Genomic DNA, 13,206 nt, shown 5'->3' with positions numbered 1-13,206 from the left:
GATAGTACGGCAAGGCGCAGCAACGCCGTATCGTTCTTATTTTAAATGACTATATTAGGCCGCCGTGCTGCTGCGCCTTGAACTGCATCCGCATCTGCCGGTTCGGCAAAAGTCTTTGCCTGTCTGAAAATATTCAGACAGGCATTTTGCTTGCAAAAAGGGTAAAACCATCATATCGTTACAGGCGGCTACATGCTCATAACAAACCCATACGAAGGAAGAAACAATGAACGTACACGAAACGGCCAAAGCCGTGGCCGAAACCATGCTGGCGGGGTTCAACCGCCACTACATGCTCTACCGGGCCGTCTCGGCACAGGCGAAGGCTTTGTTTGAGGCTGCGGATTGGAAGGGGATTCAGGAGCTGGTGGCTTTGCGCATCCAAATGTATGACGAGCGTGTGGCGGAAGCAGTGGCGGTGTTGCGAGAAAAATGGGATGCAGGCTGCCTGCCGGACGAGGTATGGGCGGCAGCGAAGAAGGAATACATAGCCTTGCTGATAGACCACAAGCAGCCGGAATTGGCGGAAACGTTTTTCAATTCGGTATCGACCAAGCTTTTGGCCAAGGAGTATTTCGATAACCAGTTTATTTTCGTGAAGCCCGCCACCAGTACCGAATTTATTGATTCGGACGAGCCGATTTTCCAATCGTTTTATCCCGACACGCAGGGGTTGCGCGGCTGCTTGCGCAAGATTTTGCATTATTTCGGCTGGGCGGTGCCGTTTGAAAACGTGCGGGAAGACATCGGCGGCATCCTGCGTGCGGCGAAGCATTATCTGAAAGAAGAATGGCCGCCTAAGGAATTGAACCTGCATATACAGGTGTTGAGCTCGGCGTTTTACCGCAACAAATCGGCTTATGTTTTGGGGATGATGGTCAACGGCAGCAGCAAATATCCGTTTGCGCTGGCCGTGACCCACAATGCCGCCGGCCGCCTGCAGATTGATGCGGCGCTGTTCGATCCGAAGCAGATTTCGGTACTGTTTTCGTTTGCGCGGGCATATTTTCTGGTGGATATGCCTGTGCCCAGCGCTTATGTGCGCTTTTTGCGCGAAATGCTGCCGATGCGCTCCGACGGCGATTTTTACACGCTTTTGGGCCTGCACAAACAGGGTAAAAACATCTTCTGGCGCGAGTTCACCCAACACCTTAGCAATTCGCAGGATAAATTCATTTTGGCGCCGGGCGTGAAAGGCTTGGTGATGAGCGTGTTTACGCTGCCTTCGTTTCCCTATGTGTTCAAGGTGATTAAAGATACCTTCGGGCCGAACAAGGATTTCGACCGGGAATATGTGCGCCAAAAATACCTGTTGGTGAAAAAGCACGACCGCGTCGGGCGGATGGCGGATACGCTGGAATTTTCCGATGTGCCGCTGCCCAAGTCGCGTTGCGACGGGGCGTTTTTGGAGGAAATGCGCACGTTGGCGCCCAGCCAGATTGAGGAAACGGAAGACAGGGTGGTCATCAAACACGTTTACATCGAATACCGTTTAAAACCGCTCAACCTCTTTATGCAAAAAGCTTTGCCGGCGGAAAAGGCCGCCGCGGTCATCGATTACGGTTTCGCGCTGAAAGAGCTGGCCAGCGCCAATATTTTTCCGGGCGACATGCTGTATAAAAACTTCGGCATGACCCGTTTCGGCCGCGTGATTTTCTACGACTACGACGAAATCGAATACATGACCGACTGCAACTTCCGCAAAATCCCGCCGGCACCGAATCCCGAAATGGAAATGTCGGGCGAAGTGTGGTATCCGGTGCACAAAGGCGATGTGTTTCCCGAAGAGTTCGGGCCGTTTCTGCTTGGCGAGCCGGATGTGCGGCAGGTATTTTTGCAGCACCATAAGGAATTGCTCACGCCCGAATTCTGGCAGGGCAAAAAAGAGCGGCTGATGCAGGGTCTGATGGATGATTTTTATCCTTATCCGCAATCTGTGCGCTTTAGGCCGGAGAAAACGGAGGCCGGATTGGTGGACAGGACGGATGTGTGACTGTACGCAATGAGGATGCCTGTCTGAAAGTACGGAGTGTGTTCAGACAGGCTTTGCCTTATGTTAAAATCGCCCTCTTGTTCCGGAGTGTTCCAACCCCACGGTTAAACAATGATACAACCTTCCATCCGACTTGCCGAGCTTGTGCGCCTGCTGCAGGAGCGCGGCTATATTTTCGCGGCCGACCCGCAGCCGATTACCGATGTATTGCGGCAGGCCGAAGGCAGCAATGAAGAAAAACTCATCCGCCGCGCCCAGATGATAGACAGCGACCGCAAATTGCAGGACACGCTGGCCCGGGTGGACCTCACGGCGGGTTGGCTGGCCGCGGGCGCGGCGGCGCTTTGGCTGGTTATCGGTTTCTCCGGCACGTTCGGCCTGATGCAGCAGAGCGGCTTGAATTTTTTCTTCCTGCTCGCCGGCGTGCTCGGCCTGCATACGCTGATGCTGGCGGTATGGTGCGCCGCCATGCTGATACCGCGCCGCAAACCCGCCGGTTTTCTGTCCAATCCCGCCGCATGGCTGCGCGGCGGCGATCCGGTAAACCAAGCCATTGTGCGCCTCTATAACGACCAATGGCAGCAGCCGGCCACCCGCTGGCGGCTCGGCCAAGCCGGCCACCGCCTGTGGCTGGCCGCTTTGGCCGGCATGTTGGCGGCGGCATTATTATTGCTGCTGGTGCGCCAATATACGTTCAACTGGGAGAGTACCTTGCTGAGCGATGCGGCGTCGGTATCGGTGGTGCAGCTGCTCGCCTGGCTGCCCGGTTTGCTCGGTTTTCCCGTGCCGGACGAACAGGCGGTGCTCGGCAGCCGGATGGCCAGCAGCACGGAAACCGCGCGCCAATGGGGCGGGCTGCTTATCGGCAGCATCGTGTGCTACGGCATCGTACCGCGCGTTGCCGCTTGGTTGGTCTGCAAAATCATGGCCAAGCGCGAAACCGCCGCACTGCCTTTGGAAAAACCGTATTATCAGAATATCATCCAGCAATGGCAGAAACGCGTTGTCGATGCGGATACGCAAAAAGAAAGCATCGCTGCGGTGGCGCCGAAAATCAGCCTGAACCATGCGGCCAAATGGGCGGTGATGCTAGAAACCGCATGGCCGGACGCACATTGGTTCAAGCATATTCTGGGGCAGGAATGGCTTGACAAAGGCTGTGCCGACAACCGCGATGCGGTAGCCGCCCTCAAAGCCGGGCTGCAGGCCGAACCGGTGCAGCTTTTAATCGGCGTGCGTGCGCACACCGTGCCCGACCGCGGCGTGCTGCGGCAAATCACGGGCTTGGCCGAAGCGGCGGCAGGCGGCGCGGTGGTGCAGCTTTTGTGCGGCCATCCCGCGCCGGACGGTTTGCAGGAAAGCCTCGCGCAATGGCAGCAGGCCTTGAACGGGCGCGGCCTGCCGTGGCTCAACCCGCCGCGCGTCAGCCAGCAAGAACGCTTGGCCGGGCCGGAAGAATAAGCCGATCCTGTCTGAAAACATCTTTATCCTCCAATCCGACATGACAACCGAAATCCCTTTATCATTGGCCGTGGTCGGCCACACCAATACCGGCAAAACCTCGCTTTTGCGCACTTTGTTGCGCGACAGCCGGTTCGGCGAAGTGAAAAACGCACCCTCCACCACGCGCCATGTGGAAGAAGCGCTCATCAGCAACGGCGCGCAGACTCTGGTGCGCCTTTATGATACGCCCGGTTTGGAAGATGCCGGCGGCGTGCTGGATTGGCTGGAAAACCATACGTCCCCACGCAGCGACGGTATAGAGAGGCTGCAGCAGTTTCTCGACAGCGCCGAAGCCGCCGGCGATTTCAACCAAGAAGCCAAAGTGCTGCGCCAGCTGCTGCAAAGCGATATGGCGCTGTATGTCATCGATGCGCGCGAGCCGGTGCTGAACAAATATAAAGACGAGCTGACCGTACTTTCATGGTGTGCCAAGCCGGTAATGCCGGTGTTCAACTTCACCGACGGGCGCGATTTGACCGAATGGACCACCATGCTGGCGCGCCGCGGCCTGCATGTATACAGCGGCTTCGACACCGTTGCCTTCGATTTCGAAGGCGAGTTGCGCCTGTGGGATAATCTGGCCACCATGCTGCCCGATCGCGGCATGCTGGACAATCTGGCGGACATGCGCCGGCGCGAGTGGGCCAGGCTTGATGCCGATTCCCGCCGCGACATCGCCCATTTCCTGCTCGATGTGGCCGCCTACAAACAGGAGATCGACGAAAACGACCCGCCCGAGCATGTTCTGGCCAAAATGCAGGCCGCCGTACGCCAGCTCGAACGCACGTTTCAGCAGCAATTGTTTCAAAACTACCGCTTTTACCATGACGAAATCGACAGCGGAGAATGGGTTTTGCAGGAATTCCGGCAAGACCCGTTCGATGCCGACCTGCTCAAAACCTACGGCATCCGCACCGGCACCGGTGCCGCCACCGGCGCTTTAATCGGACTTGGCGTAGATATGGTGACACTGGGCGGCTCGCTGGGCCTGGGCACCGCCATCGGCGGCATTTTGGGCGGCGTATTGCCGAATATGCAGGATATTTCCGACAAACTGAGCGGCAGGCAAACGCTGTATATCGATCCGGAAAGCCTCACTCTTTTGGCCGCCCGCGCATTGGATTTGCTCTTTGCGCTGCAAAAGCGCGGACATGCGGCGCAAAGCCAAATCCGGCTTATCAGCGGGCAAACTCCGTGGCAGCCCTCGCGTCTGCCCGGCGAACTGGGCAAAGCGAGAAACCAGCCCAAATGGTCTTCTTTGAATACCGGGCAGACGGAAGGCAGCCGGCGCGAGCGTGCGGACGCTGCGGCCGCTTTAGCCAGGAAATTGCAGCTTTGAAAGCGGATTCGGGCAATGCCTGTCTGAAAAATGTTGCAAGCGCGGAACAAAATCCGCCGTATTTTTAAATTGAAACAAAACAACATTGACGCAAGGCAAAAAATGGTAGAAAATAACAACCGTCGGAGAAGTTATATCGCTTTTCCGGCAGTTTCTCCTCTATTTCTCCTTTGTAGACTTGGCACACATTCCTAAAAGAATGTGTGCATTTTTTTATTTGCTTTATGGCAAATGCCTGTCTGAAATAAAATTTCAGACAGGCATGGATAAAAACGGCATGTCTGTTTGAGGGAGTTCTTCGGCATGCTCCTCTTTGCTTACTAGAAAATGCCTGTCTGAACATATCTTTGCAAACCGAGGTATGTATATCGGCTAAAATGCGGCATCTTCCATCGCCTTTTGTTTCCGAGGATTTCAAATTATGACCACTCCGTTTACCGTCGCATTTTCCGTTAACGACAAACAGCCGATAGACATTATCGGCAAAATGGCCAACCGCCACGGTCTGATTGCCGGCGCCACCGGTACCGGCAAAACCGTGACCCTGAGAAAAATGGCAGAATTGTTCAGCAATCAGGGCATACCTGTTTTTCTGGCCGATGTAAAAGGCGATTTGTCCGGCATCGGCAAGGCCGGCGACGGCAGCGGTAAAATCGGCGAGCGCATCGCAGAATATGCTTTGGGCGATGCTTATTTGAGCGGGTTTCCGGTGCGCTTTTGGGATGTGTACGGAGAAACCGGTATTCCGGTGCGCGTTACCGTTTCGGAAATGGGCCCGATGCTGCTGGCCCGTTTGATGAATCTGAACGAAACGCAGGAGGGGCTGCTGAACCTGGTGTTCAAAGTGGCCGACGACAACGGCTGGCATCTGATTGATTTGAAAGATTTGCGCGGCATGCTGCAACATGTGTCCGACAATGCCAAAGAGTACCGCGCAGAATACGGCAATGTGTCTTCCACCAGCGTGGGTGCCATTCAGCGCCAGCTGCTGACGCTGGAGGGAGAAGGCGCCGAACATTTTTTCGGCGAACCCGCGCTGAAGCTGCAGGACTGGATGCAGGCCGAAAACGGCAAAGGCGTGGTCAATATCCTGAATTCTGAAAAGCTGATGCGCAGCCCGCGTATGTACAGCGCGTTTTTGTTGTGGTTTTTGGCCGAATTGTTTGAAATGCTGCCGGAAGTGGGCGATTTGGACAAACCCAAATTCGTGATGTTTTTCGACGAAGCGCATCTGATGTTCGACAACGCGGCGCCCGCGTTGGTGGAGCAGGTGGAGCAGGTGGTGCGCCTCATCCGTTCCAAAGGCGTAGGCGTGTATTTCGTTACCCAAAATCCGCTCGATTTGCCCGACACCATTTTGGGGCAGCTCGGCAACCGTGTTCAGCACGCTCTGCGTGCCTTTACTCCGCGCGACCAAAAAGCCGTACGCTCCGCCGCCGATACTTTCCGCAGCAATCCTGATTTGAAAGTAGCCGAGGTGATTACCGAGCTGGGCGTGGGCGAAGCTTTGGTGTCTTTTTTGGACGAAAAAGGGATGCCGGGCACGGTGCAGCGTGCCAACATCATGCCGCCGCAGTCGCAGTTGAGCCCGCTGGCGGCGGAAGAGCGCAATGCCTTGTTCCAAAAAGACCCGCTGTATGCCGGCTATAAAGACATGATCGACAATTATTCCGCCTACGAGGCTTTGCAGGAATTGGCGGCCGGCAAAACTGCTCCGGATGATGCGAAAACCGAAGAAAGCCGGCCTGCCGCCAAAGAAGCGGCGCCCAAAGAGGCTGCCGGAAAAGACGGCATCGTCGGCGGGCTTCTGGGCGGTTTGTTCGGCGGGCGTAAAAAGTCCAACCAAGGCATGGCTTATGATTTGGCCGATTCGGTGGGCAGCCAAATCAACCGCCAAGTCACCAATGCGATTTCGCGCAGCATTATGGGCGTGATTAAAAATATGATGAAATAAAGCCGTGTAAACAATAAATCTGGTTGCAACAATGCCTGTCTGAAAGGTTTCAGACAGGCATTGTTCATGGGGCGGCGGAACTTATGCTTCCGGCTTCGGCTTGATTTCGTCCGGGCGGGTCAGGGCTTGTGCTTCTATTTCCGCGTCGCTGAGCGGTTTTTGCGCATAGGTAAGCACGTCGTCCACCGAATTTTCAATCACCAATTCCTGCTCTTCCGCTTCCATTTCGTCGGCCGGCGTAGGCTCATGCTGCTCGGACAGCCGGTCGGTATGAAGCGCTACTTTCGGCCGTATGCTTTCGGTTTGCCCGACTTCCTGTACGGTGCTTGCGCGGGCATCGGCTTCGGCCGCGGCTTTGCGTTGCTCTGCGTCTTCGCGACGGTCGCGTTTGAGCAGGGCGTATTCTTGCTCTTCCATTTCTTCGGCTGGTGTGGGGCGTTCATTCATGGTGTTCTCCTTGTGTTATATAGTCGACGAAAATAAGAACGAGACAAGGCGGCAAGCCGCAGACAGTACAGACAGTACGGCAAGGCGCAGCAAGGCCGCATCGTTCTTATTTTAAATGACTATAGATTGCTGTGTCCGGATATGTTCAGACAGGCCCATCATAGCAAAAACAGGTGCGCAGCGGTAATGCATATGGCAGGGCTTTGCGCAGGGGAAATAAGCTTGTTTGCTATGTGTTTGATTTGAAATTATTTTTGATAAGCACGAAAAAAAACCATTCAGGCTCGGAAGCGAGAATGGCAAATACATATACGGGAAATGTCGTACTTACTCGGGTTGAGATGGAGTGTCGCAACCTTTGTGAGACGATTGAATTATAACTGAATTAATTTTAAATAGTGTTAAATATTGAAATTCGAATATCAATTTATATTTTTAATTAAAGAGCGGCAAAACGCCGTGCGGGCTATTGGTTTTCGCGTATCCACTTGAGCCAGGCTGAAAAAAGGCCGGGCTGGATGGCCGCGATGACGGAACGCTTGAATACGTGGCGCCCGCTCCAGAATTCGTCACCTTCCAAGGTGGCCAACAGGCCGCCCGCTTCTTCGAAAATCAAGGCGCCGGCGGCATAATCCCAAAGATTCTGCCCGCCGTGCACGTAAACATCGTATCTGCCGGAGGCAAGGTAGCACCAGTCCAATGTGCTGCTGCCCAAGCTGCGGATACTGCCGAAGGGCGGGAGCGTGTTCATGCGGCTGGACAGTTTGCCGGAGCGCAGGTGTTTGATTTCTACTCCGGCAATGGCGTGCTGCAGTTTTTTTTCCATGCTGTGCAGGGGGAGGGGCCGGCCGTTGAGAAAGGCGCCTTTGCCGCGTTCGGCGTAAAAGCATTCGTCGTTGACCGGGTTGTAGATGACGCCGAGCCGGGCGCGGCCGTTTTTGATGTAGGCGGCGGAGAGGGCGAAATGGGGGATGCCGTTGATGAAATTGTTGGAACCGTCGATGGGGTCGACCACCCAAAGGCCGTCTGCGGCATGTTTCCACAGCTCGCGCTGTTGGATGTCGGTCATTTCTTCGCCCATCATCGGGCAGTCGATAATTTTGGGCAGGCCGTAGGCAAACGCGGCTTGCGAAGCCAGGTCGGCCTCGGAAAAAATGCTGCCGTCTTTCTTTCGGCTGACGCTTACGTTGAGAAAGTAAGGCATTACCTCGGCACGCGCCACTTCGCGCACCAGCGTCTGCAATCGGTTTAACATGGTTTGTCCTTTAATCTTTAAAGCGGAAAACACGCAATCTACGTTTTTGCCGGCGGCCGGGCGCTTATCCTCTTTCACCGTAGATTCATTAAAGTAAGGAACTTTTTATGAATGCGTATGATTTGGGTATAATCCTTAGCGTATATTAACCCATTTTCCTTTTGAAAACATGCCCCGTTTCTATATTAATGGCGGGCTCTCGCCCGAATCGGAAGTGGCGCTGCCCGATAATGTGGTACGCCATATCCATGTGCTGCGCTTGCGCGAAGGCAGCGAGGTGGTTTTGTTCAACGGCAACGGCTGCGCTTATCCTGCGCAGCTGCAGCGTTTGGACAAGCGTTCGGCTTTAGCGAAGGTTTTGCGGCAGGAAGCGGCAGATAAGGAATCTTCGCTGGACATTACGCTGGTACAGGCGGTTTCGGGCGGCGACAGAATGGATTTTACACTGCAAAAAAGTGTGGAGCTCGGCGTTGGGAGGATTATTCCGGTATGGGCCGCACGCAGCATTGTGAAGCTTGATGCGGAGCGGGCCGGAAAGCGCGTGGCGCGCTGGCAGGAGATTGTGGTGTCGGCCTGCGAGCAGAGCGGACGCAATGTGGTGCCGCCGGTGCTGCCGCCGGCCGGTTTCGGAGAGATGTTGCAATGCCTGCCTGAAAGTGACGTGCGCTTGCTTTTGGGGCCGAACCGGGCGCAGAGCCTGTGCGAAGCGGCGGAGGCACCGCGCAAAATCGTGTTTATGGTGGGGCCGGAAGGCGGGTGGACGCCTGAGGAGGAGGCTTTGGCGCTGGCGGCGGATTTCCGGCCGGTATTGCTGGGCAAGAGGATTTTGCGCACGGAGACGGCGGCTTTGGCCGCGATTGCGGCGATGCAGACTTTGTGGGGCGATTTCGTTTGAGCGTGTCTGCCTGCTGCCGGTGTTGGATGCGGATGCCTGTCTGAAAGTTTGTTTTCAGACAGGCATGGACGATACTTAGGATTGTGTGCCGGAGGAGGCTTTGAGTTTCTCCAGCAAAATATCGGTACCTGCATCAACTAGGCGGAAAGTTTCTTCGAAATCGCCGGAATAGTAAGGGTCGGGTACGATGTTGTAACCGGATTGCGGGATGAAGTCGGTGAGCTTGGCAATGCGGCCGTCGGGTACGTTGATGATGGTTTTCAGGGCGGCCAGGTTGCCATCGTCCATGACGATGAACAAATCGTATTTGCCGGCATCGGCGGCGGTCACGCGCGAGCTGGCGAAGCCGGCAGGCTCAATGCCGCGGGACTTCAATACGGCGGCGGTCCGCCGGTCCATATCTTCGCCGTCGTGGTAGCCGGAGGTGCCGGCGCTGGCGGTTGCAATCCGGTCCGACAAACCGGCACGGGCGATTTTGTGGCGGAATACGAATTCGGCCATGGGGGAGCGGCAGATGTTGCCGAGGCAGACGAAAAGAATGTTTTGCATTTTTCAATACCGGTGTCAGGGTTAAGACGCGCGGGCAGGGTCGGCAAACAGCGGATTGTGGCCGGCAAGCTTGAGCGCTTGCCCGTAGTCGGGCAGTTCGCCGTTTTCAGGCAGCGGATTGTGCAAAAGGCGGATATGCTCCACTTGGCACTCCACCATCAAATCCAGAAAATCCTGCTGCACGGTTTCAATATGCTCCGCAGGGGAAAGTGGCCATGAAAACACCTGGTTTTGCAGCCCGAAACTTTGGTCTGTGGCGCCGAATCCGAATAAAAGGCGGCCGCCGGCTTGCGCCGCCATCACCACGCCGACGCGCGGGCTTTGCAGGCGTACGGCGCGGATGGCGTTGGCGGCAAATACATCCAAGGCCATGCGCAGGCGCATATGGCTCCCCTCGGCCAGTGCCAGAAGCGGAGCGGCGGGCGGCAGGGGGTTGGCGAATAAAGTGAGATTGGGCACGGTGAGGTTTTCCTGCCAAACCTGCATCAGGGGCAGGGCGGCATTGCGCAGATTGGTGCCGAGCACGCTTTGGACGGAGCGGTCGCCGTAGCCTAAGGCAAAGGCAACATGTACGGATTGACCTGAAGGAATAGGCAGGTCATCCGCGGCGAAGGTAGCGGCGAATCCGGCTGCGGCCTGAGCGCTTTGTTTGGCGGCGAACCATTGACCGGCGTTTACGGCCGAGAGGCGGGATGAGGAAACCAGTTGCGGCAACCAAGCGGCGTGCGCCAAAGCGCGGGTGTGCGGATAATTGGCAAGACAGGCGGCCAGTTCTATGACCGGGGCGTCGGTTTTCAAATTAATGTCTCGGCCGCCGCCGGCCACCAGAATGACAGGCAGGGCAAACCATTGGACTTCCTCGTCGGTTTTTGCCTGCAATACATTGTCGAGGTTGTCGAGAAGGGCGCGGTAAGCGGCGGCGCTGGGCGCCATGCTCATGGCTACGGAGAGGCCGAGGTAGTGGTTTTGCTTGAACATGCCGTAGATGGCGGCACGCAGCGATTCTTGGGCCAACTTGGATTGTGCCCCTCCTCTGCCTTCGGCAATTTGGTTGGCGTACAGCAGCAACTCGTTTTTCACGGGATCGGCGGGGTAGGGGCGGGTGTCGGGGAGAATGTGCGGATTCATGTGTTTGCCTTTGGGTTTGCGGGCGCAGTGGTGCGGGAATCAGAAACGGATTATATAGCAAAGTGAAAAACGGGTTTGCACGCAGTACGCATTTTCAGACAGGCATCTGAAATCGCGGAAATGGCCAATTTTAAAATTGCTTTGCCGGACCGGACGGCCTCGGGGAATGAAGTTGTCGTAAAATAGTTGCAATTTTTTTAATGAAACAGACATAGATTTTTCCCAATGCCGCATATTGCTAGGTAAAGTTAAGCAAGCCGGTATGATGAGATGGCAACTTATTTTATAATCGCATTCCATGCATAATTTTAATAGCTTTATATTCGGGGACTCACTTGGTTGCGGGCTTTGCCGCGCAGTCAAGCTTCAGATTGGTTGAACAAAATGAGCGCAGGTTTACTTCGTGTTTTAGTACAGAGCCAGATTATTTCCAATGATCAGGCAGCCGGTTTCCAGGAGGCGCTGAAACAGAACAAAGACATTACGCCTATGCTGTTTGAGGCAAACATCATCACGCCCGAAGCATTGGCGGAATTGCTGGCAAGGGTGTTCAGCTATCCTTTGCTGGATTTGTCTTTTTATCCCAGAAGCAATGTGTTGGCCGATATTTTGTCGGAAGAGGCCATGCTGGAAAACCGTTGTCTGCCGATTTTCAGAAGGGGCAGCAAAGTATTTTTGGCCGTTGCCGATCCCACGCAGATTCAAACTTATCAAAAAATTGCGTTCAGCGCCGGCGTGACCTTCGATCTGGTGGTGGTGCGCAGCGACCAGCTTGCTACGATTTTAGAGTGGCAGAACCAGCGTTCCACTTCGATTTTGAAAGAAATGAGCAAAGAGCAGGAAGGCTCGGCGGTACTTGCTCAAGCACTCTATATAGATAATGAAGAAGCGGAAGACGGCCCCATTCCCCGCTTTATCCATAAAACCTTGTCTGACGCGCTCAGCGTAGGAGCGTCGGATATCCATTTTGAATTTTACGAGCAAGTGGCGCGTGTACGCTTCCGCGTAGACGGACAATTGCGCGAAGTGGTGCAGCCGCCCCTGTCGGTACGCGGGCAATTGGCCTCGCGGATTAAAGTAATGGCGCGTTTGGATATTTCCGAAAAGCGCGTACCGCAAGACGGCCGCATACAAATTGCATTTTCAAAACACGGCCGCCCGGTAGATTTCCGCGTAAATACGCTGCCCACCCTGTTCGGGGAAAAAGTAGTGATGCGTATCCTGAATTCGGATGCGGCTACTTTAAATATCGACCAACTCGGCTTCGAACCGTTTCAAAAAGAGCTCTTGCTGGATGCGATCCAACGGCCTTACGGCATGGTATTGGTTACAGGCCCGACCGGTTCGGGAAAAACGGTATCGCTCTATACCTGCCTGAATATTTTGAATACGGAAAACGTCAATATTTCCACTGCGGAAGACCCTGCGGAGATTAACCTTCCGGGCATCAACCAGGTAAACGTGAATGAGAAGCAGGGATTGACCTTCGCCTCTGCATTGAAAGCCTTCCTGCGCCAAGATCCGGACATCATCATGGTGGGGGAGATTCGCGATTTGGAGACCGCCGATATTGCGATTAAGGCATCGCAAACCGGCCATATGGTATTTTCCACGCTGCATACCAATAACGCGCCGGCAACGCTTTCCCGGCTGCTTAACATGGGCGTGGCACCGTTCAATATTGCCAGCTCGGTAAGCCTGATTATGGCTCAGCGTCTGCTGAGGCGTTTGTGCAATTGCAAAATGGCAGTAGACCGCCCTCCTGCTGAGGCGTTGAAACGGGCCGGTTTTACTGATGAGGATTTGGCAAAAGAATGGACTTTATACCGCCCGGTCGGCTGTGACCGGTGCCGGGGCAAAGGTTTCAAAGGCCGAGCCGGCGTGTATGAGCTGATGCCCATCTCCGAAGAAATGCAACGTGTCATCATGGAGGGGGGCAACGAAGTGGATATCCAGCAGATGGCCTATCAAGAAGGTATGGTGGATTTGCGCCGGGCAGGCTTGTTAAAAGTGATGCAAGGTCTGACCTCTTTGGAAGAGGTATTGGGCAATACGAATGAATGATATAGCCAAAATATTTCAATCCCACTGCGGCGTCGCTGCACCTTAGCCGTATCTATCGTCTGCGGTTTTCCGCCTGGTA

Annotated in this window: 10 protein-coding genes; 6 read left to right on the top strand and 4 right to left on the bottom strand. The window is 55.0% G+C overall.

Annotated features, from left to right (window positions below; translation table 11 throughout):
* Window positions 1–226: 226 nt before the first annotated feature.
* The 4 genes from aceK (at window position 227) to Q4C79_RS05070 (ending at window position 6,789) form a co-directional block, all read left to right on the top strand.
* Entirely contained in the window at window positions 227–1,993 is a 1,767-nt protein-coding gene (aceK, locus tag Q4C79_RS05085) for a bifunctional isocitrate dehydrogenase kinase/phosphatase (RefSeq protein ID WP_303089942.1), read from the top strand.
* Between the two features lie 111 nt (window positions 1,994–2,104).
* A complete protein-coding gene (locus Q4C79_RS05080; RefSeq protein WP_303089941.1) occupies window positions 2,105–3,454 on the top strand; it encodes a DUF2868 domain-containing protein in 1,350 nt (449 codons plus the stop codon).
* Window positions 3,455–3,494: 40 nt separating this feature from the next.
* On the top strand, window positions 3,495–4,835 hold the full coding sequence (locus Q4C79_RS05075; RefSeq protein WP_303089940.1) for a DUF3482 domain-containing protein: 1,341 nt from the start codon (window positions 3,495–3,497) through the stop codon (window positions 4,833–4,835).
* 421 nt (window positions 4,836–5,256) lie between these two features.
* Complete coding sequence (locus Q4C79_RS05070; RefSeq protein ID WP_303089939.1) at window positions 5,257–6,789, top strand: helicase HerA-like domain-containing protein; 1,533 nt, start codon at window positions 5,257–5,259, stop codon at window positions 6,787–6,789.
* 81 nt (window positions 6,790–6,870) lie between these two features.
* Here Q4C79_RS05070 and Q4C79_RS05065 read toward each other — a convergent pair whose 3' ends face one another.
* Together Q4C79_RS05065 and Q4C79_RS05060 are read right to left on the bottom strand one after the other, a co-directional pair.
* On the bottom strand, window positions 6,871–7,236 hold the full coding sequence (locus Q4C79_RS05065; RefSeq protein ID WP_303089938.1) for a hypothetical protein: 366 nt from the start codon (window positions 7,234–7,236) through the stop codon (window positions 6,871–6,873).
* A 466-nt stretch (window positions 7,237–7,702) separates the two neighbouring features.
* The gene (locus Q4C79_RS05060) at window positions 7,703–8,491 is read right to left on the bottom strand and encodes an inositol monophosphatase family protein (RefSeq protein ID WP_303089937.1); all 789 of its coding nucleotides are present in this window, start codon (window positions 8,489–8,491) and stop codon (window positions 7,703–7,705) included.
* 169 nt (window positions 8,492–8,660) lie between these two features.
* Between Q4C79_RS05060 and Q4C79_RS05055 the strand changes: the two genes are divergently transcribed.
* Window positions 8,661–9,386 (top strand): 16S rRNA (uracil(1498)-N(3))-methyltransferase, encoded by a 726-nt coding sequence (locus tag Q4C79_RS05055; RefSeq protein WP_303089936.1) that lies wholly within the window; start codon window positions 8,661–8,663, stop codon window positions 9,384–9,386.
* A gap of 75 nt (window positions 9,387–9,461) precedes the next feature.
* Here Q4C79_RS05055 and Q4C79_RS05050 read toward each other — a convergent pair whose 3' ends face one another.
* On the bottom strand, window positions 9,462–9,935 hold the full coding sequence (locus tag Q4C79_RS05050; protein WP_303089935.1) for a low molecular weight protein-tyrosine-phosphatase: 474 nt from the start codon (window positions 9,933–9,935) through the stop codon (window positions 9,462–9,464).
* 21 nt (window positions 9,936–9,956) lie between these two features.
* Complete coding sequence (locus Q4C79_RS05045; RefSeq protein WP_303089934.1) at window positions 9,957–11,063, bottom strand: conjugal transfer protein; 1,107 nt, start codon at window positions 11,061–11,063, stop codon at window positions 9,957–9,959.
* Between the two features lie 384 nt (window positions 11,064–11,447).
* Between Q4C79_RS05045 and pilB the strand changes: the two genes are divergently transcribed.
* On the top strand, window positions 11,448–13,127 hold the full coding sequence (pilB, locus tag Q4C79_RS05040; RefSeq protein ID WP_303089933.1) for a type IV-A pilus assembly ATPase PilB: 1,680 nt from the start codon (window positions 11,448–11,450) through the stop codon (window positions 13,125–13,127).
* The last annotated feature ends 79 nt before the right edge of the window (window positions 13,128–13,206 follow it).

The sequence above is a fragment of the Neisseria sp. genome, from assembly GCF_030523955.1.
Lineage (GTDB): Bacteria > Pseudomonadota > Gammaproteobacteria > Burkholderiales > Neisseriaceae > Neisseria.
This window is presented reverse-complemented; position numbering and strand designations above follow the sequence as displayed.